Source organism: Aequorivita viscosa, from assembly GCF_900106795.1.
GTDB classification, from domain to species: Bacteria; Bacteroidota; Bacteroidia; order Flavobacteriales; family Flavobacteriaceae; genus Aequorivita; species Aequorivita viscosa.
The window spans coordinates 28,913-52,972 of the sequence record NZ_FNNS01000004.1 but is presented as its reverse complement, the minus strand read 5'-3'; the positions used below and the strand labels follow the sequence as shown (position 1 = coordinate 52,972).

Annotated in this window: 17 protein-coding genes; 9 read left to right on the top strand and 8 right to left on the bottom strand. The window is 37.0% G+C overall.

The window, feature by feature from the left end; genetic code table 11:
• Window positions 1–213, bottom strand: a complete 213-nt coding sequence (locus tag BLW28_RS03055) for a DUF2683 family protein (protein ID WP_073214175.1) — start codon at window positions 211–213, stop codon at window positions 1–3.
• A gap of 227 nt (window positions 214–440) precedes the next feature.
• Here BLW28_RS03055 and guaA point away from each other — a divergent pair, with 227 nt between their 5' ends.
• The 5 genes from guaA to BLW28_RS03030 all read left to right on the top strand — a co-directional run bounded on the left by guaA (window position 441) and on the right by BLW28_RS03030 (window position 5,151).
• Entirely contained in the window at window positions 441–1,970 is a 1,530-nt protein-coding gene (gene guaA / locus BLW28_RS03050; RefSeq protein ID WP_073214174.1) for a glutamine-hydrolyzing GMP synthase, read from the top strand.
• 13 nt (window positions 1,971–1,983) lie between these two features.
• Window positions 1,984–3,924, top strand: a complete 1,941-nt coding sequence (locus BLW28_RS03045; protein ID WP_083540647.1) for a LysM peptidoglycan-binding domain-containing protein — start codon at window positions 1,984–1,986, stop codon at window positions 3,922–3,924.
• The gene (locus tag BLW28_RS03040; RefSeq protein ID WP_073214166.1) at window positions 3,921–4,325 is read left to right on the top strand and encodes an OsmC family protein; all 405 of its coding nucleotides are present in this window, start codon (window positions 3,921–3,923) and stop codon (window positions 4,323–4,325) included. The genes BLW28_RS03045 and BLW28_RS03040 overlap by 4 nt, the downstream gene beginning before the upstream one ends.
• Before the next feature lie 81 nt (window positions 4,326–4,406).
• A complete protein-coding gene (locus BLW28_RS03035) occupies window positions 4,407–4,937 on the top strand; it encodes a DUF922 domain-containing protein (protein ID WP_073214162.1) in 531 nt (176 codons plus the stop codon).
• Window positions 4,921–5,151 (top strand): DUF3820 family protein, encoded by a 231-nt coding sequence (locus BLW28_RS03030; protein WP_073214158.1) that lies wholly within the window; start codon window positions 4,921–4,923, stop codon window positions 5,149–5,151. Before BLW28_RS03035 ends, BLW28_RS03030 begins: the two co-directional genes overlap by 17 nt.
• Here BLW28_RS03030 and BLW28_RS03025 read toward each other — a convergent pair whose 3' ends face one another.
• The 6 genes from BLW28_RS03025 to BLW28_RS03000 form a co-directional block, all read right to left on the bottom strand.
• A complete protein-coding gene (locus BLW28_RS03025) occupies window positions 5,152–5,661 on the bottom strand; it encodes a hypothetical protein (RefSeq protein ID WP_073214155.1) in 510 nt (169 codons plus the stop codon).
• Window positions 5,662–5,849: 188 nt separating this feature from the next.
• On the bottom strand, window positions 5,850–6,662 hold the full coding sequence (locus BLW28_RS03020; RefSeq protein ID WP_073214151.1) for an SDR family oxidoreductase: 813 nt from the start codon (window positions 6,660–6,662) through the stop codon (window positions 5,850–5,852).
• Window positions 6,663–6,877: 215 nt separating this feature from the next.
• Window positions 6,878–7,657: an EamA family transporter gene (locus tag BLW28_RS03015; protein WP_234946426.1), complete on the bottom strand. Its 780-nt coding sequence runs from the start codon at window positions 7,655–7,657 to the stop codon at window positions 6,878–6,880.
• Window positions 7,658–8,054: 397 nt separating this feature from the next.
• Entirely contained in the window at window positions 8,055–9,335 is a 1,281-nt protein-coding gene (locus BLW28_RS03010; protein WP_083540646.1) for a glycosyltransferase, read from the bottom strand.
• A 910-nt stretch (window positions 9,336–10,245) separates the two neighbouring features.
• Complete coding sequence (locus BLW28_RS03005; protein ID WP_143036830.1) at window positions 10,246–11,430, bottom strand: hypothetical protein; 1,185 nt, start codon at window positions 11,428–11,430, stop codon at window positions 10,246–10,248.
• A 591-nt stretch (window positions 11,431–12,021) separates the two neighbouring features.
• The gene (locus BLW28_RS03000) at window positions 12,022–12,327 is read right to left on the bottom strand and encodes a hypothetical protein (protein WP_092842528.1); all 306 of its coding nucleotides are present in this window, start codon (window positions 12,325–12,327) and stop codon (window positions 12,022–12,024) included.
• Window positions 12,328–12,924: 597 nt separating this feature from the next.
• Between BLW28_RS03000 and BLW28_RS02995 the strand changes: the two genes are divergently transcribed.
• The 4 genes from BLW28_RS02995 (at window position 12,925) to BLW28_RS02980 (ending at window position 20,061) form a co-directional block, all read left to right on the top strand.
• Entirely contained in the window at window positions 12,925–16,065 is a 3,141-nt protein-coding gene (locus BLW28_RS02995; RefSeq protein ID WP_073214141.1) for a GEVED domain-containing protein, read from the top strand.
• Window positions 16,066–16,741: 676 nt separating this feature from the next.
• Complete coding sequence (locus BLW28_RS02990; RefSeq protein ID WP_073214137.1) at window positions 16,742–17,725, top strand: tetratricopeptide repeat protein; 984 nt, start codon at window positions 16,742–16,744, stop codon at window positions 17,723–17,725.
• 30 nt (window positions 17,726–17,755) lie between these two features.
• Window positions 17,756–18,454 carry a helix-turn-helix transcriptional regulator gene (locus BLW28_RS02985; protein ID WP_092842527.1) on the top strand — a complete coding sequence of 233 codons (699 nt, stop codon included), beginning with the start codon at window positions 17,756–17,758 and terminating at the stop codon, window positions 18,452–18,454.
• A 344-nt stretch (window positions 18,455–18,798) separates the two neighbouring features.
• On the top strand, window positions 18,799–20,061 hold the full coding sequence (locus BLW28_RS02980) for a hypothetical protein (RefSeq protein WP_073214132.1): 1,263 nt from the start codon (window positions 18,799–18,801) through the stop codon (window positions 20,059–20,061).
• 256 nt (window positions 20,062–20,317) lie between these two features.
• Here the strand turns inward: BLW28_RS02980 and BLW28_RS02975 are convergent, their stop codons facing one another.
• Complete coding sequence (locus tag BLW28_RS02975) at window positions 20,318–24,031, bottom strand: metallophosphoesterase (RefSeq protein ID WP_083540645.1); 3,714 nt, start codon at window positions 24,029–24,031, stop codon at window positions 20,318–20,320.
• Window positions 24,032–24,060: the final 29 nt, after the last annotated feature.

Below are 24,060 nucleotides of genomic sequence, written 5' to 3'. Positions count from 1 at the left end.
TTAAGTCTTTAAATAATCCTCTAAGTCCTCCTTAGCAACTGTAGTATATTTCCCTTCTTCATATTGTTGCTGACTCTTTTTAATCTTTTCAACAAATTCAGGATCGTAGGGGTTATCTTCATCTCCAGTTTCAAAAACTACATTTAGCGCTTTCAAATATTCTGTAATTTTCTTCATTTTACTGCTTTCCGCATGGACAATGATTGTCTTCATAATTGCTGCATTTTATTAGAATAAATATACAAAATTAAACCAAACCTAGATTTAGATCCGTTGGACTTGCGGTTTAGTGTTTTTGAGATGTAGTTTAAACCTGATAGAGGTCTCAAAGTATCTGTCAGGTTTAAACTTATTAATTCGTGTATTCGTAGTCAAAAACCCAAAAGTTAAAATTCTCTCTTTTGAATTCGTAATTCATAATTAAAAAAGTATTTTTGGCTATGCAAAACAACGTCCTCATTTTAGATTTTGGTTCGCAGTATACCCAGCTCATCGCCAGACGAGTACGGGAACTGAACATATATTGCGAAATCCACCCTTTTCATAATATTCCAGACAACCTCGACCCTTTTAAGGCGGTAATTCTCTCGGGCAGTCCGTTTTCCGTTCGGGCAGAAGATGCACCGCATCCAGATTTATCAAAAATAAAAGGTCATAAACCCCTTCTTGCTGTTTGTTATGGTGCGCAATATTTGGCACATTTCAATGGCGGAAGTGTAGAACCTTCCAACATTCGTGAATATGGAAGAGCTAAGCTTTCAATGATTAAATCTGGTGAGATTTTCTTTGATAACATTCCCGAAAACACAAACGTTTGGATGAGCCATAGCGATACTATTGCGCAACTTCCTAAAAATGCTGTCCGCCTTGCAAGCACTGTAGATGTATTAAATGCGTCCTATCGAATTGAAAACGAAGAAACCTACGCCATTCAATTTCACCCCGAAGTTTATCATACCACGCACGGTAAACAACTGTTGGAAAACTTTTTGGTGAAAATAGCTAAAGTAGAACAATCGTGGACTCCTGCAGCCTTTGTTGAAACAACTGTGCAGACCTTAAAAGATCAAATTGGTAATGATAAAGTTGTACTTGGCTTAAGCGGTGGAGTAGATTCTACAGTAGCAGCAACTTTATTACACAAAGCTATTGGCAAAAACCTGTACTGCATATTCGTGAACAACGGCTTGCTTAGAAAAAATGAATTCGACAGCGTGCTCCACCAATATAAAGATATGGGGTTAAACGTAAAAGGAGTCGATGCTTCCGAACGATTTTTAAAGGCGCTGGAAGGCGAATCTGATCCTGAACGAAAGCGAAAAGCTATTGGAAATGCATTTATCGAAGTTTTTGACGATGAAGCACACCAAGTAACTGGTGTAGATTGGCTTGGGCAAGGCACAATTTACCCTGATGTAATTGAAAGTGTATCTGTTAACGGTCCTTCGGTTACAATAAAAAGTCATCATAACGTAGGTGGATTGCCAGACTTTATGAAACTTAAAATAGTTGAACCACTGCGAATGCTTTTTAAAGATGAAGTGCGCCGTGTTGGAAAAGAAATGGGAATTGACCCAGAATTACTTGGTAGACACCCCTTTCCCGGTCCTGGATTGGCAATTCGTATTCTGGGTGATATAACTGCCGAAAAAGTTCGTATTTTGCAAGAAGTGGATGCCATCTTTATTGACGGCTTGCGAAAGTGGGATTTATACGACAAAGTATGGCAAGCAGGCGCAATACTACTTCCTGTGAATAGTGTTGGCGTTATGGGCGATGAGCGGACTTACGAAAAAGTAGTTGCCTTGCGAGCAGTGGAATCTACAGATGGAATGACCGCAGATTGGGTTAATCTGCCATACGAATTCCTTCAAGAAGTGAGCAATAATATAATAAACCGCGTGAAAGGCGTTAATAGAGTAGTCTATGACATAAGCTCTAAACCGCCCGCCACAATTGAATGGGAATAAAACACCTGAACTTATGTCTATGTTTCACAATCCAATAAAATCGACTCTTTATATTTTGAAGTGTTTCATCTACATTTCCGTAGTAGTTTTACTTACGGTTAGTTGTGGTTCTACAGCCCAGCAACAAACTTATACCAGCCATGCAGTACAACCGGGAGAAACCGCTTACAGCATAGCTAAAGATTATAATATTTCTGAAAGCACCTTATACAACCTGAACCCTGATGCAAAAAATGGAATTAAGGTCAATAGTATCCTTATTCTCCCTTCCAAAGATGGCGTGAGCAAAGGACCTGATGGTTCGAAACTTCGCACCCATAAAGTGCAAAGAAAAGAAACACTCTATGGTATTGCGCTGCTTTATAAAGTAAGTGTTGATGAAATTAAGAAACTCAACAAGGAGTTGTATGCCCGAGAATTAAAAACCGGTGAAGAGTTAATCATTCCTGCTGCACCAGGCGACAAAGGAATGATAAATCCAAACATAGGCGGGCCGATACCCGGAACTGTAGAATACACCGTAAAACCAAAGGAAACAAAGTATGGAATAGCCAGAAAGTTCGGTATTTCTGTTGCTGAATTGGAAGACTTAAACCCTGAGTTGAGCGATGAACTTAAAATAGGTACTGTACTTATTGTACCTGATGAATCTGTTGTTGATGATGCTGAAATTAACGTGGAGGACTACCAATTTTATGAAGTAAAGGCAAAAGAAGGCTTTTATCGATTAAAAGTGAAATTTGGACTTACAGAAGAAGAAATCATAGCCCTTAACCCGTATGCAAAAGACGGATTAAGAGAAGGCATGGTTCTAAAAATCCCGAAGGAAGACGGCTTTATTTCAACAGACGACATCTCGACTATCGATCTTGAAAAAAGGATTGACAACAAGAAAATGAAGACGATTGCCCTTATGCTTCCGTTCCGTTTGAATCAAAACGCAAATGATTCTACTCAAATCGCAGAAGACGTACTTAAAAAAGATCCAACTTTACGAATCGCCCTGGATTTTTACAGTGGAGCGCTTATGGCTGCCGAATTTGCAAAAGACCAAGGAATTCCAGTAACGCTAGATGTATATGATACTGAAAGAAGTGACAGCAAAGTAGCGTCTATCATTTCTAACAAAGATTTTAAAAATACAGATGCCGTAATCGGTCCGCTACTTCAAAAGAATGTAGAAAAAGCAGCTTCAATGTTGGAAAAAGAGAACATTCCTGTCTTTTCTCCATTAAGCAATCGGGATATGGCAATGAACGAAAACCTCTTTCAATCGCTTCCTACAAATTCAGTGTTGGAAAAATTGATGATTCAATATATTAAATCACACGCTTCAGGAAAAAATATAATCATCATTTCCGATTCTAAAAGGCAAAGACAAAAAGAAAAACTTCAAGCTGCTCTTCCAACCGCAAAAGCTTTTTCACCAAGAAACGATTATATTCAAGCTACAGACATTTCGGGTTTGATGTCTGAAGGAAAAGAAAATTGGGTAATACTCGAATCTGAAAGTCCAGTTTTGGTAAGTAGCGCAGTTAATGTATTGGCTGCGATGCCAGCAGGTCATAACATTCGTCTTTTCACGCTAAATAAAAATGAAGCATACGAATGGCATGAGGTATCAAGCACTCGACTTGTAAAACTAAATTTCACCTTTCCATCGGTAAACCGTTCTTATTCTGAAAACGCGCGCGAACCATTTGTAATTAGCTATAAAAACAAATATGGCGTAGCTCCCAATAGGTTTGCTATTCGTGGCTTTGATGTAACGTACGACGTGCTACTTCGATTGGCTTCAGAAAAAGATATTTACGATGCTGTTCTTCCTGAAAGCCTTACTTCTTATATCGAAAACAAGTTTCGCTATGAAAAAACAGAAGAAAAGGGGTATGCAAATCAAGCAGCCTATATTTTAAAATATAACAAGGAACTTAAGTTCGACATTGTAGAATGAGCACTTCAAAAGTAACATACCTCGGCAACCTTCGTACAGAAAACGAACACCTTAAATCGGGAAACAAATACATTACCGATGCGCCAACAGACAACCAAGGTAAAGGCGAGGCGTTCTCCCCTACCGACACTGTGGCTACGGGTTTGGCAAACTGTATGATTACAGTTATGGGCATTAAGGCAAACGACCTAAATGTAAATATGGATGGAACAACTGCTATGGTTACAAAAACAATGGCGGCAAATCCAAGGCGAATTTCAAAAATTGAAGTTGTTGTAACATTACCGGCAGGAATAGATGACCGATCTAAAAAAATTCTTGAAAACACTGGCAGAACCTGTCCTGTGTTACAAAGCCTACATCCAGATATTGAAAAGGTGATTGTTTTCAATTGGGGTTGAAAAAGAAAGTCGGCAGTTTTCAGTTTCAGTTCGCAGTCAATAATTTTATAATCTAGGAAGTATTTTTGATTACGATTTATTATGAAACTACTTTTTGCACTTATCATTTCCTTATTGCTCTTGCCTCAGGATACTTCAGAAAAAATTATCTGGCACGAAGATCACAGACTCACTTGGAGCGACTTTCGTGCAACCCCCAGGCACGATGTTGGTTTTGTTGCAAGCACAAATACTGGAATTAATTTTGGGTATTCCTTTACTATTAGCGAACGCGAAGTAACTGTTGAGTATTCTGTGGAAAGCTTTTTTAGCCCCGATAAATCTTGGTTTATTCCCGGACGTGTTTCGCAGCACATTTTAAACCACGAACAAGCACATTTTGATATTTCTGAACTTCACGCGCGTATTCTTCGGAAAAAGCTGGATGCTCGAAAATTCTCAAAAAACGTAAAGTCTGAAATCGAAGGCATTTATTTGCAAGTGGAAGCACAACGGAAAGCGATGCAAAAGAAATTTGACGTAGAAACAGATCATTCCCAAAATGTTGAAAAGGAGATACAATGGGAAAAACGAATCGCCAAACAACTTGCCCAATATGAACCTTGGAAGTAGCCCAGACCCCAATCACCTTATCGAACTTGCCAACTACAAAATGCCATTTGGGAAATATGAAGGATATTATCTAGCCAATATTCCTGAATATTATTTCGTTTGGTTTAAACAAAAAGGATTTCCTGAAGGTAAATTGGGAAGGATGATGGCTGAAATGTACGAACTAAAACTCAATGGTCTTGAAGGGTTAGTGAAGAAGTTGATTAAGAAATAACTAAGCAGGTTTTTTCTTCTGAACTAACAATATTATCACAAATAAAACAGGTATTCCTATCAGTAAAACTGGGAATAGCGGCATTAAATATTGTTCATAACTGATTGTGTTGCCAAGGCCTTTTAAAATTGCGGTAACTGTAAGCACGAAACATAGTAGCGCAATTATCAACCCGATAATCCGCAACATTTTTGTCGCCATCTTGTAATTATATTCGGCATTTTCTTCTGTAATTTCTGAAGGATAGTTAAAAACCCAAGGGTATTGGTTCAGTTTGTAAATAGCGATTACAATTATCCCACAGATTATCGGACTCGTCCATAACAACCCTTTGGCTCCAAATCCGTTTTCATCTTTTGAAGGCCAATTAAAATCTATCAGAACACGTTCTGGCAGCTGGCTGTAGTAAAATCCAAGTACAACAGCAGAAACCACAATTAGCAGAAAGGATAAAATTTCAATCGTCTTATCGAGTATACATTTTTCGATTTTTAGTTTGGGTCTTGTCATTTGTAACTATTTTCTAAATAGTTTGCAGCATAATTTCATAAACTAAAATAGTAAATAATATCCGAATTGAATATCCACGAGTTTCTATTTCTATAAATAGTTTTATCGTGTTCGTCATAAAAAAACCTCGCAGAAAAACTCACGAGGTTGTATAATTTTAAAATAGTTCAGAAAACCAAAAACTAAGTTTAGCCCATTTTCTTGATGTTTTGAATTACGCCACCGTCCACCAAAATATCGGTAGCTGTAACGAATCGGGCGGCATCACTAACCAAAAACTTCACAACGTCTGCAACTTCTTCTGGCGTGCCATTTCTTCCTAATGGAGTTGCTTTTTTGATGGCTGCAATGCGTTCTGGATGTTCTTCGGCGGCCTTTAGTCCCATTTTCGTTTCAATTACACCTGGAGAGACTGTTACGATCCGTGCTCCTTTTGCGCCATATCTGTTTGCGTTTTTATAGGAAAGCAGCTGAACGCCGCGTTTGCAGTAATTATACATCATATCTGAACTGCCTTCAACAAATTTGTTTACCGTTTCAAAAGATCCGGACTGTTGCGGATTTTCCAGAGCAACGTCGTATGCTTTGTTCGGAGGCACGGTATATGCCATCATCGAGGAGCATAAAACCGCAACCGATCCAGCCGACATCAATTCATAAAAAGCATCTGCTAAAATATCGGTTCCAACAAGGTCTATGTCGAATACAACTTTTGGATCGCCAACAGTACCACTAACTCCGGCCATGTGGATCAATGCTTTTAGTTGTCCGCGATCTGCGACGTAGTTTTTCAGCTTCGCTACATCCTCTTTATCGGTGATATCACAAGCAATTCCGGTGGCTTTATAGCCGTCTTTTTTAAGTGTTTCGATAGTTTCATCTACCATTTCTTGCGAATAGTCTGTAATAACCAATTCGGCATCTTTAAAAACTCGGGCACAAGCCATTCCGATACCGCCAGCACCTCCTGTAACTACAATTAATTGTTTTGTTGCACTCATAAAAATATAATTTCAATTTTATAATTTAGGTAAAAGTAATTGCCTTGAAGCAAATCAACTTCTTCCAAATATACGATTTATATCCCCGAAACCATCGTAAAACCAGCCCACAAAACAATGGAAAACACCGTTTTGAGCTGTTTACTGACATTGGTCATATAAAAACTATGGAGTTTTTAATTTGAAGAATAGATCACTCGCAAAAGACATCAATTTTAAACGCGACTATCTCCTTTGATATACCGATAGTTAATAATTACAACGGATGCTATTATTAGCAAAACACCCATCCATTGTATTGTATTTACTTGTTCATCGAGCAAAATACGGGCAGATAACACTGAGACGGGAATTTCAATAGCCGCCAAAATACTGCCCAGTCCAATTCCGATAATCGGGAAGCCTTTGTTGAACAAAATAGGCGGAATAACGGCTCCGAATAACCCTAAAAACAACCCATATAAAAATAAATTAGGATTGTCTATATTCACGTGTTCAATAATAGCGACGTTCCAGAACAACATTACAACAAGCAGTGCGCCGATAACCAAATAGATACTTCGGGTTAGAATGGGTAACTGACTCTCTACTCTATTTGTGGCGGTGAGGGTAACGGTAAACGACATACTCGCAAGCAACCCGAACGTCAAACCGGTATAACTTAGGGCGTGGAAATTACCTATTACATCTACTGCCAACACGGTTCCTATAAGCACTACAATGCTTCCGACGATTTTTAGGCGGTCCGGTTTGGTTTTATCTAGAAATAGTTCGAGTACACCACCCATCCAAATTGCTTGCATTAATAAAATTATAGCAATTGAAACAGGCACATATTGTATGGCGAGGTAATAAAAGCAGCTGGTAAGCCCCATTGAAGTCCCGAAAAGAACGAGTTTTATTTTCGCTTTTCTCGAGGCTTTTATACTGTCGCTTTTTGGTTTGTTGAAAAACACAAGAACCGCCAACGCCACAAAACCCACAAAATATTGCAAAAAGGTTAGTCAGCTAGCGTGCAACCCTTCTAGATTTCCAAGTTTTACAACGGTTGCCAATAAACCATAACTCGCAGCACCCACTACTACTGAGGCAATTCCTTTTAATTTATTCATTGAATTTTGTTACTGTGTGAAGTTTTAGGAAGCTTTTTCTAATTTTGGAAAGTATTTTCCCGCCTTTTAAATCGTTTTCAAATATAACACACCTCACGACTAGGAAGCAAAGGAATTGGCAGTGTTTAATGGACTTGGGTTATATTTATTTTTGATTATTATACTGTTCATGAATTTTCACGCAAAGGTACGCAAAGGAAAAACGCAAAGAGCGCAGAGGTTAATTGTTTACAAAACAGTTCTTTATGGGGAATTTTAATGCTAATAGTAAATTAAAAAATCACTCCCGATATTCATCCCGCACCTCATCGCTATTGGCGTAACACACTGGTGAGGCGCTTTGCGGCAGGGTATTTTTAGCTTCAATCCACTTACTCATATATTTAGTGGCTTGCAAACTTTGATGCTGAAGCACTTGCCCTATAAAGTTGTGTTGTCTGTGAGTTTCAAGGTTTTGAGATAGGCTTAAAATTTGTCTTTTAAAATCTTCGGAAAAAAGATGCTTTTGGAAGCGGCTCTCAATAATTTTAAAACCGTTTTGCTGTGCTTCGTGCCACGTTTTTTCTTCGGAATACAATCGCACTGCCATTGTGATAAAATCGTCTGTTGAAGCAGTAATCATCCCGCCAAAAGGTAGGTTACCACACAATCCTTCGGCACCAACTTCGGTAGTTATTGAAGGCAATCCAAAACGCATGGCGTCGACGAGTTTTCCTTTTAATCCCGCACCAAAGCGAATGTACGCCAATTGAAGTCGATATTGTTTCAAGGTGGTTTCCAAATCTTCCGTCCAGCCTTTTACTAGAAATCCTTCCTTCTTGTTGTGAAGTTGTGAAATCTGTTGGGGCGCATAGGCACCGTAAATATGAACCTCGGCTGCAGGAAGTTGTTTTTTAATTTCTGGCCATAATTTTTTTAACTGAAGCACCGCATCTACATTAGGTGCGTGTAAAAGATTCCCGATGGCGACAAAGTTCTGACGCATTTCAAATGTTGGAAGCTCCTCCGTAGTGCTTTCAACTAAAAAAGGAAGATAGTACAGGCTATCAGAAGAAATCTTGAAAGTGGTTTGCAGCAACTCCATTTCAAATTCTGAAATAATCAGCGAAAGATCGCATCGGAGGATACTGGCAATTTCGCGTTTTGCATTGTCCGAAAAAAGGTTCGCTTCAGAAATTGGCTTGTCCCTTTTCACTACTTCTTCCCTAGCCTTTCTAAGAAAATGAAGGTCTTCAGTGTCGAGGATTTTTAAAACTTTCGGACAAGTTTCAGAAACGCGCCAACCGAATTGCTCTTCACTTATATAACGGTCAAAGAGTACGATTTCAGGGTTCAGTTCATTTATAAATTCATCAAAAGAAGCGTCATTCAGCAGTATATTTTTGACTGAAATGTTATAAAACTCTAGGTTGACCGTTCGTTCTGAAACTGTCGCGGTGCTTGCAAAAGTGATTTGGTAATCTTCTTCCAGAAACAATTGGAGCAACTGCATCATTCTGCTCCCAGCACCTGTTGTATCAGGTTCGGGAAAGGTGTGGCCTATTATTAGAGCTTGTTTCACGTTTATGGTTTAAGGTTTCTCAGTAAAACACGCCAACTCTCTACCTCACATGCGCGGTTTATGAAAGATAGAATAATGCGTTTTAGTATCAATCTCGTTTCGAGTTAAAACCCATAGATTTTGCACATCATTCGTGTGTCGTATATCCTAACAGATTCTACAAAACACAAAACGCACGTTGCACGAAACAGCAAAATATAAGCTGCGGTAATTTGAAATAAAAAGATTTTTGAAAGAAATCCCTGAATATTTACCATACAGATTATTTTATTCAAAGGTAAGGAATAGGGTACAAAAGCAAAATGCTAAAAATCATTTTGCATATTAAAGGTTGTAGAAAAAATAAATCGGGTTAGCGCACCTTAATTAAGCGAGTCAACTTATCAGATTTTAATCTTGATATTCGTGTTAAAATAATTAAAATTACTTAAAAAGTTGAATTATCTTACTATTTACCACAAAAAATCTCCCTGATGAAAAATGTCCTTCGCAGAGACGTTTTCTTCATTAATCAGCGGATGGTGGCTACACCTTCAAAATCTTCATTTTGAAAAAATTGTTTATTCATGAAATCGCGCTTTTTTACGTTAAAAACCAGTTGTGTCCGACTAAGATGATATACCCATGGGCTTAAGGACATGAGACATAACACTTTCTTCTTAACTGTCTGATAATTAAGATATATTGGTTAAGTCGAATTCTTAATTGTCAGATTTAAGTATTGAACTCAATACCAAGCTATCACTTGATGAGATGTCTTAAGCACCTGTCAGTTTTAACTAAACGTATTTACGGAAAATTTTAATCGGACACTAATGATTAAAAACTTTACTTATTTCTTTAATTCGTTATATAAACTTGTATTGTTATATAGCTTAAATAAAACCAAAGCTATGGCCGTAGATGATGATTAATGCTCAAAGAGTTGTCCGCAAGCGGTATTAATCATTGTAAGTCCTGAATAGCTATAATTTGGATTTTCATCTTGACCGGGCAGCAACCTACCATAAACTCCACAGGCAGCTGCATCTTTAAACGTTGTAGCGATTATTGAAAGTGATGCGTTATACCATAGATCTACAGCACCTTTATTTTCCAAAGGTTCTTCACCAGTATCGCTTATAGTGGCGAATTGAATATTGTTTGGATTCTCGCTATTTATAAAAATCCCTCTCCAAGAACCTGGGCCAGATTCTTTTCCTCGAATTGTTATGGGCGATTCTTGAGTTCCTATTATACTTAAACTTCCATCAATAACTTTAAATCGACTTCCCGAGGTCATTTCAATCACAACCCCTGGTTCTAAGGTTAGTTTGCCATCTGTAGCAATGTTTATATCTCCCATAGATCGATATGGCACATTGATGTGTTCCCACTTAACAGGATCGACAATAGCACCTGATTCGGGAATCAATAAAACCTTATCTAGGTTGTTACCTGTATAATCATTTGTGGCAGAAACCTCATGCGCATTTAGATAATTGATTATAAGTGGCTGTACATTTTGTGAAAACCTGTTATTCTTAATATTTATGAAGGTATTATTATAACGTGCTTCGAAAGCTGTTTCTTCACTATGGCTAATAATAGAATTTTTCATTGTAAGTGCGCTACCACTATATACAACTACACTTGCATGACCGTGTCCGTTATAAGTTTGTCCGCCACCATAGCTTATTTCAACATATTCCATAATATTTCCAAAATTGGTATTCAAAAACAAAATACCTTCCCACCACCCAGGACTAGATTCTGTTCCAGTCATCACAATTGGTTTATCAGCCGTACCAATGGCACTAAAAGAAGACCCCTCCATAAAACGAAGTCGAGCATCTTTCCCATAATGAATTACCACGCCAGGTTCTATGGTTAATTTTCCTTTAACAGCCGCATGGCAATTAATAATGTAATCTACTGGTGCATCTGGATTGTCAGTGAGTATTAGGTCTTCTAAAAAAAGGTCACAGTCTAACAAAGTAGCTGCCACGTTTTCTGTAGTAGGTTCATTTGGATTGTCATCACTAGAACAGGAAGCCATGACTAATAATACTGCACAAAGCGTCAATGTCCATATTCTTTTAAATTCATTCTTCATAGGCTTAATTTTAATAGTTTTAAATGTTTACAGTTATTTTAAGGGTAAATCTACTCATAACTATGAGCGGTCACAACCCTGAATGAGTATACAGCAGATATGAATTAGAATTCAAATTTAAAACTGTTAAATATCATTAAATGCTGAATAGGTAGAAAGGTGTAAGTTTTTGCAATTCGGGCTTACCCTGAAAAACACAACTGTATTTACCCTTCACAATATTTTGTTTATATGCACTTGAAGAGGAGCAGCGGAGTGCTTTGCCACACCACTATAATAGGCAAGTTAAATTTTAACGAAACCGTTTACAGCAGAAAAGCACGCAACTAGCATAATATCATAAAAGCTATTATTATTTAAAGTATAAAAAATAATTTCGAAATTGTCACAATCCATTTCGTTACGAATTTAAAAATCAATGAATCGAAAGTATGAACCTTACTATAATAATACAAACGTCAGACTTTGTTTTGATTTTTTACATAACAATTCTGAGTTTGCTATAATGTACGATTTTAAACAAAATGTATAGGAAAACACTGCAGTCGCACACAGAAAACACATAAAAATTATTTTAAAGAAACGCATTAGTTAAAACCCATAAAGTTCACACATCAACCCAAGATTAAAAAACGCTGAGATAGCACCAAATAATAGGATGCTGCTAATGAACAAGGTAGCTAGAACAACAATTTTATTTACTGAATGATAATTGATATAATTTAAAAACACCTGAAATAGAAGTGCAATTCCTTGAGCTACGAGCATTCGTTGGGCGCACACGATTATAGGCTCTTTATAATAATACAAGTAAGTAGCTATTATAAGCACTAGATACGCGGTGGTAATTCCAAAAAGAACTGTTTTAGGAAATTTGAATCGTTGCGAATTTCTCATAACTGCTGTTTTTTTCAAAGATAATCAATCCCTCGTGTTCAAATAATATTATAATTAAAAAACTGCGATACATCAATTTTTAAATTTTACTTTAAAAATGAGCCTACCGTTCACTTGAAGTACTTGTTTATCCAAGCTGTTAAATATAGATTTAATTGCTTTTCTAGTGTTACGTTAAAGTTGAAATTACGCATAAGGCTATCGTGAATGTTGTGACAGCTTTAGGCAAAAAATCATTGCATAGCCTTAGCTACGGAATTATTTTTAACGATAAGATGCCACAAAAGACACCTTGAAGCATGCGATATTTTTGACTTAACTCAGCACTAGTTAGGAGTTGCTATTTGTTTTACTGCTCCAGAACGGCATAAGGATATCCTAATTTCATTTATGTATAAAAAAATAAAAGTTGCCTAAAATATTGGTGCAAAAAATGATTTTATTTTAATTTTGCACACTGATCTTTGACGTTTTCTAATATGCTACAAATACGATAAAAGTAAAGTTGCATGGCATACAATTGCTTTCAATACATTAAATAATTTAAATAAGTAAACCTCCCTTTTTTTATTAAAACTAATTTAACATGGTTACATTATGAAAAAAATTACATTTTTATCACTTCTATTTCTGCTAACCGCACTTCCGTCTTTAATAGGACAGAATAGGCTATCCAATGCGGGTGTATCAAGAACATCTGAGTCTTTTAGTATACACGAAACTAGACAAAATTTATCAGGTCCTGAAATTGTTTTAACTCAAAGTGCGGGTGCGGTGTCCAATCAAGGGATTGGTTGTAATAATGGCATCACTTCTGGCGACAATTTTTACGCTAGGGTTTATAATTTGGGCAATGAAAGTTTTACAAATTATGTTCGTCTTTTGGGCATAGAATTTAATCTTGCACAATTGGCAGAAAATAGCCAGTTGGAACTAAAAGTTTTTGAATTCCCGATATTTCCCGCGAATTTTGATTTGAGAAATTTACCTACACCGTTGGCAACAAAAACTATAAGCGTAACACCAGCATTGGTGGGTTCAACGGTACGAGGAACTTTTGATACTCCAGCTATTGTTTCACCAAATACAATTGTAGTGGCAACGATACAAGAGATAGGGGAAAACAATCCTCTTTTATTTATAGGGGCTTCACAAACAGAAACACAGGTAAGCTATATTGCATCCGAAGCATGCGGGATTTATATACCTATACCGCCAAATAGTATTGACGAAAATTCAAAATTTGTTATTGACCTTGTGGTGGATGAAGCCACTGTGGGTGCTTGCTCTGGAACTCCTAATTCGGGCATCGCTACAGTATATCCTACAGTAGGAAATACTGGGTCGCAGTATGTTGTTTCTAGCTCTAGTGACGTAACTATGGAAAATGGCGTGGTATATCAATGGCAATCCAGTACTGATGGAGGCGAATGGATTGACGAAGGGCCTGCCTCAAATTATTATAGTGCTCACACAGCTACGGCGCCGTCCACAACTAACTCCATAGTTCAATGGAGGTTAAAAACTACTTGCACCAATTCAGGCGAAATAACTTTTTCTGATATTGCTGCCTTTACCACTATGTTTACGTATTGTGCTTCTATGGCTGATGATGTAAATTATGAATACATTACTAACGTAACTTTTGCCGATATAAATAATACCACAACTGAGCAAAGCGGATATAATGACTTTACATCTCAGGTTGCTAACGTTGCTATTGGCTCTACAAACCAAATTTCAGTAACTATAAACTCTGACGGTCAAGATTATATTTACGCATTCATTGACTGGAATCAAAACGGTGAACTTAATGATGCCGGAGAAGTTTATACATTGGCAACGGATACTTATCTTGATGGGCCTCATACCTTAAATGTTACAGTTCCCGAAGGAACACCCCTAGGAGAAACACGTATGCGTGTTAAAGTACAATATCAAGGAACAATACCTACACCTTGTGACACATTTGGTTACGGAGAGGTTGAAGACTATACTGTAAACGTAACGCCCCCCAAATATATTTACGATGGTGAAAGTTGGTTGCCAAGCAATCCAAACGGCATCACCACTGAATTTTTTGATATTCAGGTAATAGGAGGTGCAGCTTCGTTGAATCTACCTACTACTGTAAATAATCTTGAGGTTAATGCCGGTGCAACTTTGGAAATTCATAGCATTTTAAATATTACTGGAGATATTTTTGTTGAAGAAGAAGCGGATCTAATATTTATTAGCACCCCAACTTCAAACGGAGAACTTGGTCCCGTACCTTCCAGCTCTCGCATATTAGGAGGTGTAACGGTTCAGCAATATATGCAAAATAAACGTTCTTATAGAATGGTTAGCAGCCCAGTTACTACACCACAATCTATTCAGGCCAATTGGCAAGAAGGAGCAACCAGCAGTACAGAGAATCCTGCACCAGGTTTTGGAACACATATTACTGGAAGCACCACAGGAGAAAACGGTTTTGATGCAACATCAACTGGAAACCCATCTTTATTTATTGTAAACGTTGAAAACCAGCAATTTGAATCTATAGCCAATACAAATTTAACTCCTTTAACACCAGCAGATGCGTATTTACTTTTTGTGCGAGGCGATAGAAGTATCGATTTAACAGACAATAACGCATCTAGCGCAACTACTCTCCGCGCTAAAGGAATTTTATCTAAAGGAAATCGTTCGTTATCTTTTAATACAACAAATTCGGGAGATTTTGTAATGTTTGGAAATCCATATCAAAGCACTATTGATATAAATGAGGTTTTTGCGAATGATGGTACTATGAACGTCAATACAGGGCAGTATTATATTTACGATCCTTCATTAGCAGATTATGGAGCTTATGTAACGGTAAATTTGCCATCGGGAACCAATACAGCAGAATCCGTTGCCAATCAGTATTTACAACCAGGACAAGGAGCACAATTTGCAACTGCGGCTAATGGATCATCGCAAATAGTTTTTAACGAAAGCAATAAAGCTCCAGGTAACTTTACAGCGACCAGCCGACCGCTATCTGGTTTTGATATGATTACTGTACAGCTATACAAAACAGAAAATTTCAACAACGGTGGACCTACCCACGATAGTTTCGGAATAATTTTTAGCGACGATTTTGATAATGATATCACTGACGCCGATGCTGTAAAACCTATGAACTTTTACGAAAATCTTGGAATAAACCATAACGGAACCTACCTAAGCATTGAAAAAAGAAAAATGCCTCAATCAAATGAAGTGTACGAATTGTACAGTGCTGTCTTTACAAACTCCAACTATACATTGAAAATAAAAATTGACGGACTTCAAGATACCGTCTTATATCTTGTGGACAATGCGACAGGAAATAGAATACAACTAGAATCTGGAGAAAGTAGCTATAACTTTTCCGTAAATCCAGAAAATCCTTTGAGTATTGCAACAGATCGTTTTTCTATTGAAGTAGCTGAGCGTCTTACTATTAACGAAGATAGTTTGCTTTCAGACATTCGCCTGTACCCTAACCCGGTTTCTGGAAGCAATTTTTATATTAGTGCTCCAAAATTAAACGGAAAACGGTTTTCAATTAATATTAGCGACTTAACCGGAAGAAGCATTTATAGCCAAGATATAGACTTTGATAAAACAACAATCAGCGTGCCTCTAAATAAAACAATGGCAGCAGGCGTTTATTTAGTTACCATAACAAATGGCAAAGAGTCTAAAACATATCGTTTAATGAAGAATTAATTGTTCACATACAAATGTTCGGCTAACGAACATTTCATAAAACTCAGCACGATTTTTTTAAATCCTGCTGAGTTTTTTCGTTTCTTAATAGTATTACCTAGAGTTAAGTTGAAAAAATGGTAGGACAAATAATCAAACTATAATCAAAAACTGACTTTCTACTGGTAGATGCTTATAACTTTTTCATAATATAAACTCGCTGGAAATGAAAACTAGTGTGTGTTTTATTCTTAAGTAGTAAAACGATTTAATATCCCTAAAACAGCAATTAAGAAAGAGGAATGAGAAGACTTATTTTCACCCCGAGCCTTGTTCTTCTTTACTAGAAGATGTAAAAATGTTAGCTATCATTTCTTACATAATCATTTTTAAACTGATAGTAGCGTTTCGATTAAATACTCAAAACCTGAGCTCGATATAATACACAAAAGTCAATTAAACTCATTTTATCGTAGCTTATTCGGGTTAAAGTCTGCAAGAAGTATGCTTTCTGAAGTGAAAAACTAATTTTTAGTTATATTTTTACATCCTAATAGAACAACAAGTTTTTGAAACCCCTTTTTTCATCCTTAGACACCTATATCGGCATCTCCTTTTTCACAACTTTTCCAGTTGTCTCGCCCTTGAGTTTAGAGGATTTTAAAACACCTGTTTTTATCCCACGCGCGCTCGAAAAATGAAACTAATATTCACAATCCTTTGTGTTTTCTTAGTCCAAGCCAGGACAATCGCCCAATATGAACAAATGCTTCATAAACCTTATAACGAGAAGGTTGAAAATATTGCCCGACTTTACCAGAATATGATTTCACTTTATGTGGAAGATTCTGTTAAAGCGAACGATTACACCTATAAAATGAAAACTTGGGCTTGGGAGAACAAAGACAAGGAATTAGTTTTAGAAGCTGAATTACTAAAAGCGTATTTAATCTGGCATGTATACGGTTTTGAACATCCTGAAGTAATTAAAGAACTTATTACAGTAGCCGAAAAAGGGAAAAAACAACACATTCCACACATAGAAGAACGTGCGGTAAAAACCATTGCCGCGCATTATTGGAATCTTAAGAATTATGAAAAAGCCTTTGTTTGGCTTTTACGCACGGCAAAAATTCTTGAGAAAATGGATCCCAATAAATTTCCAAATATGGCGGGTCATTTAAACTTTATCGGACTTTGTTACTATCATTTTGGAGATTATGCAACTGCAGTTACTCATTTTAAAAAAGCCAGTGAACTTCAAAAAACAAGTTTTAATTCGTTAGCCGTTACGGAAGCTCAAAACACATTGGGCCTATGTTATCAAAAGTTAGGGAATTTTAAATTATCCAATAAGTCGTTCTTACAGATTATTAACGATACCACTTCTTACGCAAACCCTATTTGGAAAGGGATTGCTGCTGGAAACTTAGGCTATAATTATTATTTAAATGGCGATTATGAAAAGGCCATTCCTCTACTCGAAGCAGACATTGATGGGGCATTAAAAATAAATGACTTTGGTCTCGCATCGGGTTCTACAATTCCGTTAGCTGATATTTATTTAAAGCAAAATCTATTAAAAAAAGCGAAAGAAAAAATTGACGAATCCCAAAAATACATAAAACAGTCTGGGCAAACTGAACGATATCAAAAGCTTTACCCAGTTATGAGTAAATGATACGCTGCCAATAATGAACCTAAAAAGAGTATGGCTTACTTAGATTTGGCAATGGCATCGGCCAAGAAGCACGATGAAGAGTTTAATAGCTTACAATTACTTCGCGCCAATCAAACTGTTGAAGCCAAAGAAAAGCAAATGGAAATTGAAAAACTCAATACAGAGAGTCAATTAAAACTTGCCCAACGTAATTTCATCATTCTGTTAATCGCAATCTTATTATTAGTAAGTATTTTCGCTTATTGGTTTAGAAATAAAATTCTTTTAAAGAAACAACAAATCAAGCAGTTAGAGTTAGAGAGAACACAAAAAGCACTAACAAATGCGAAGCACAAGTTAGATAACCTAACATTTAAGATACGCGAAGACCATAACTTAATTACTCAATTAAAAGAGAATAAAGCAAACGAAACAAATAGGAACTTACTCTCAAAACTTAAATCGAAAAGCATATTAACCCAAGACGATTGGAACCAATATCAAAACTTATTTAAACAGGTTTATCCAGATTTCTTTCCTTCCCTTCAGGCTAAATTTCCTGAATTAAGTCAAGCTGAAATTCGCTATTTATGTTTAGAAAAACTTCAGTTAAACAATAATGAAATGGCGTTGGTGCTTGGCGTTTCTTCAAATACTGTACGGGTAACTAAATATCGTATCCGTAAAAAACTCAATTTAGAAGGTTCTGAAAACAACGAATCCCTTATTGATGAGTTAGAAGGAAGATAAACGCTAATAATACCCAAAAGAGGTGAATATTAATAAGAATTCACCCTGATTCCCAAGGAGCAACTACAGCATCTAAAATCATTCCACAGCATCTATGGATATAACTTTAGATTAGTTCACTTTATCAAAACATCTTATAACAACCAAAATAATATACTTCCGCTGTATTATAAATAATCGTTGCTGAATTCTAAGCCAACTGCACCAAATACTAATTAACCGTTGTTACCTCCTCTAGACCTCTATACTTTTGGCGAAATAATTATGAAAATTCGCATTTCGAATCACAAATTAGCCCCTCAGTTATCATTTCTAAAAAAATGTATAATTTAAAAACAACACACATGAAAACTTTTCAAACTTATTTTAAAAATTTATTTCTTTTATTACTGATTGGCGCAGTATACTCAAGTTGTAGTAGCGAAGATGAATCAGTTCCAGACGAACCAGTAATTGAACCTTTAGTTTTAGACTGTTCTATAATTACCGAAGCAATGGTCCTGGAAGACCGTGGCGCTGGAATAGATTATATATGGCCTTGTGCTGTAAAAGTAAGAGCTCCTCTAACCATTGAGCCTGGGGTTACAATTGCTTTTGAGCAAGGTGGCGGATTAATTATAGACGATTACGACACCAGAACAGGAGCCTTAATAGCAGTAGGTACTGCAGACAAACCTATAACATTTACAGGAACTACGAGTAGTCCAGGTGCTTGGAATCGAATCTATATGGATTCGGGTGATTTAAACAATAAAATGCACCACTGTATTATTGAATTTGCCGGAGGAACTGATGGTAGTAAACCTGCATTATCTGCCATAAATGGGAGTAAAGTGGAGGTTAAGAACACTATCATTCGAAATAACAAAGGCGACGGCGCTTATATAACGGGCTCAGCAAATATTGAGGGATGGGAATCTAACTCTATAATTGATAACCAAGGATATCCAATGCAGATTGCTGCTCGAAAAATTAAATTTTTAGACGGCGCACAGAGCAACTATGCCAATAACGGCACAAATCAAATTTATGTGAATACTGGTTCCATATACAATCGTGGCTTTATTGAAGATGAAGTAGGTGGCCCAATACACACTTGGCTAAATCCAGGAATACCATATTTTATTGAGGAGAACATATATGTTGTTCGTGATAGAGGAAATGAAAAACCAGGACACTTAAAAATAATGGAAGGCTGCCAAATTATTTTTGGTGAAGAATATGGAATACAAACAGAATCTGACAATACCATTCTAGAAATTATAGGTACTCCAGATCAACCTGTTAAGTTTTCAGGACAGTACGGTGCTGGAAGTTGGAAAGGAATTAATATAACAGCCAGTAACAGCATGTTAAATAAAATTGAAAACACCATTATTGCCGATGCTGGACAATCTCATTGGGACTGGTTTAACCACTCTGGTGGACTTTCACTAGGAAGTCAGACAACTGAAACTATTACATTAAAAGCAACTAATTTGCATATAACCAATAGCGCAGGTTGTGGTATTGTAGAACGCAAAATCCATCCTGATTCTAGAATTACTTACACCAACGTAACTTTTAGCGACAATGTTGGAACTGATATTTGTGATGATGATGACTAAAAGCATAATTTTGATTATTAAATAGCAGTGCTAGATGCAATTACCCTATTTTAAGAGCGATTCCTAACCCGAATCGCTCTTGTTTTTTATATGCTTATCATTAGTGCTCGAGGAAAGAAACAAGACCCGCCCGTACCGCCCACCTTAAGTCTTTATTGGCTGGCTTAACTAAGACAATCTATATTTAGATAAGATAACAGTGTATGCCTATCTAAAAATTATCAGTTCATAATTTACTTTTAAAAGAAGTGAAGAATTAAAAATCAAAACCTAAACCGAAAGTAAATCGTGTTCCTTCTGTTGAATGAAAGGCGTTGAAATTAGCGTTAAGCCCTCCTGAACCATTTACCCATAAGCCGCCTCCGTATGAATTATGCCATCTGTCGCTATTATCATTTTTGAGCCAAACTCTTCCTGCGTCAGCTCCACCAAAAATTCCTATCTGCATAGGTCGAAGTCCTAGTTTAAATTCAGGAAAACTATAGCGCAAATCGGCATTTCCTACTAAAAACGACTTTCCTGTAAATCGCTGCTCTCTATACCCACGTAAACCGTTATCGCCACCGAGGTTTGCAGCTTGATAAAATTGGTAGCGTTCTCCAATATTTACTTCATACCGCAAGTTTGTTTTAAGCACCAACTTTTCACTTTTCACAAGTGAATTATAAAACCCTATGCGCGTTTTTATAAAGCCAAAAAGGTTTTCCATTTCTTCAAAATTATCAGTCGCTCCTACGTTTAAATCAAAGAGCATCCCGATGGTTGGATTGCGAATATCATCATAGCTTCGGTACTTGTAAATACCTTCAATAGTTCCAAAATAATTGGTTTCGTCTTTGCCTAACATTTCAACTTCTTCGATGAAGCGCGTAGGTGAATTTGTTACTTTAAAAGCATCAAAAGTAGTTTGCAACTTAAAGAAGCTACCAAAACTACTATTCCGAAGAACCCCTACGTTTCCTGAAATCTGCTGTACTTCTACTCTATTAAACTCATAGCCTTCTGAGTCTTGAAGGTTTTGGGTTTCGTTTCCGTATCCGAAAAAATTCACCGTGTAATTAGGGCTTGTAAACCGAGTTCCAAAACTTAGGTTTAAATTGTCTTTAATGTTTGCGAATTCCCCTTCATACGAAATATCAAAACTATTTATTTCAGTATAGTACGCTGCATTAACCGTATGTTTTTGAGAAAACGGGTTTCGCTGAAAGTTATCTACTCTGTATTCAAACTGCATTGCCGCACGAAATCCGTCATCAGGATTGTAACCAATTGCCGAAAGTAGGTTTTGCGAACGTTCAATCTGTTTTCGGTAATCATAGGTGTTTAGGTTGTAGACATTTGTAAATCGAAGGTTGCCACCGTTTCGAGCGACAATCGTATCTTCAGCTTCTTCAAAGTCGTACACTTTAACTCGTTTGCCCGCCGCTAAATCGTAACTATCTTTACCCATGCCTCCGATTAATCTGATAAAAATCAAATCATTTTCATCTCCATTAACTACAAATTTGTCGTTTCCTTTAAGACCATAGATCCATAATTCTTTTGTGTCTTTTGAAGAATAAGTTCGATCTATAAGTGTATCAAATTTTTTACCATTACTAACAGTAAAACCACGAACGTTCGTTTTTCCATCAGGAAGGCGAGTGATTTGAAATATATCGTCGTGGTCTGTACCAACTACGGTTTGTTGATTTGCAAGATAGGAGTAATATTTATCGGCAATATCTTCCAAATTTCCCCTCCGCGCTTTAAGTTTCTGTTTTATATCGTTCAAAGCTTCATCTTGAACTTCAGAAGGAATACCATTAAAAGCTTCATCTATTCGTTCATCGGTTAAACTATTTTGAATTTCCTTCGCCAAAAATTTCCACTGTTCGCGACCTGAATTTCGAATGAGCGCCCTGTCTAGAATTATCCCTTCTTTATTAAACCATTGCAAATCGTTTAAATCTTCTCCATAAACGTGAAATTGTTTGGTACCACTAAATAACGACTGGGTGATATCGAGTATATTTCCTTCAAAACTTGAAAAAGCATCATCTCTATTGGTTGGAATTGGCACAAAAACATTTTTCTTATCTTGGTTATAATATTTTGCCCACTGCCAATGGTCGGGTTCACGATCCCAATCGCCAATTAACATATCAAAAAGGCGAGATTTTATATAGTTTTCTTCATCGACAAAAACATCATTGGTTTTACGCATTTTTATAAGGATGTCATCTGTTGTTTCAACGTCGTCCGGATATTCAAAGCGTTCTTCACCTTCACTTTTTTCTGAAGGAGCCACGGAAATTAGATACAGGCCATCTCCAAATTTTTCGTTGTAATTACCTAGATTCTTTTGCTTGGGAACATAGAATAATTTTGGTGTAGTATAAAAAATTCCAACCGTTTTCGCCAAATCTGGAATCGCCATTTCGGCATACGGATGCGAAGCTGTATAAAAATCTATACCCTGCCCTTTCATTGTTGAAGTTTCAATTTCGCCTTCTTTGGAGGGTTTACTATTGTCTTCAAAAACAATTTCAGTTGATTGTTTTAACGCATTTTTTGCCATTGCCCGCATTCGGTATTTATTGCCTTTAGCATCGGTAAGTAATAGGGCGTTGTAGTTATTCCCACTAGCTTCTCGCGTTACTGTTAGGCCTCCGTAAAGTGTGTCTAGCGATGCTACTGGAGCGGTAACAGGCTGTGAATATGCGTTTTTATATTTAGCACCCCAAACCGTTTTAAAAAACAACGCTTCCCGAATACTGTCCTGTTGGTAAATGGAAATGGTTTTTTCTGGTGGATGGATTTTAGCATAGACTGACGTATCAACAACTTCTGGAGCGGGAATTATTTCTTTTTGAAAAATAAGTTCAGGTTGTAAATCTTCCGCAACTACAAAATAGCGGACCCAAGAAGAGCCATCTTCAAAAACATCCAACACCACAAAACCCTGAGCCCCCGTACTAAAGTATCCAGCTTCACCTATAGCGGCATACGATTCTTTAGAACCCGAACCTGAAACTATTTGGCGGAATCCGTCTTGCTCTATGTATTGCAAGTTGTGGTCGTGACCCGATGCAAAAACCAATCGTTTGTTGTTCTTTGCCATTTCCTGCAGTCGAATCATAAAATTGTTATAGAGCTCGTTATATCTGTCTTGCACAGAAACACCGCCCTGCGACCTTATTTGCACTACCAAAGAAGCCAAAACTGGCATCGGGATTTTTTTCTGAAACGGATACAAATGTTTTTCGAACGCAAAATACCCCCCGTGGTTTCCGTTAGTGAACATAGGGTGGTGCATTGCGAAAACAACGGTTTTATTTTGGTTTTTATCGAATTCTAATTGAAGCGTTAGTAGAAATTTTTCCCGCGTTTTAATATCACAATTTTTATTGATTGTGGGGTTTTTATTCCAGTCTTCGAGCATCCATTGGGTGTCTATAATTATTAACTGTATGTCGTCGGTTACAGCAATACTTTCAATTGCGCATCCGTTACTGGGTTTAAATGCGTCTTGATTGGGAAACAAAGATTTTACGTAATTTTCTTGACGGGCAACGCCTACTACTCCGTTGTTATACCATTCGTGATTACCTGGAATGAAAATGGTTTTACCGTCGTAGTCTTTCACTGCGTTGTATTGGGCATCCATCCTACTCTCCGATTGGGCTCTACGCGGATGGCCTTCGGGATCCATTCCTGACGGGTAGATGTTATCGCCAAGAAAAATAGTATAGTTGCCAGCGACTTTTTCGTCTTTAAGGTAATTCTGAAACGCAATTAACCCCTTGCTCATTCCGCCCATTGGTGAATAACCCGCATCGCCTACTAAATAGAATGTTTTCGCGACTTTTTTGTGCGATGGATAGGTTGGATTTTCCCAATTATCCTTGAATTGTGGCTCAAAAGTGGCACAAGAAGCGATTACTGAAAATGCTATTAAAGAAGGAAATAGTCTTTTAAAAATTAACAATCTAATACGAATTTTAATTATTTGTTGAA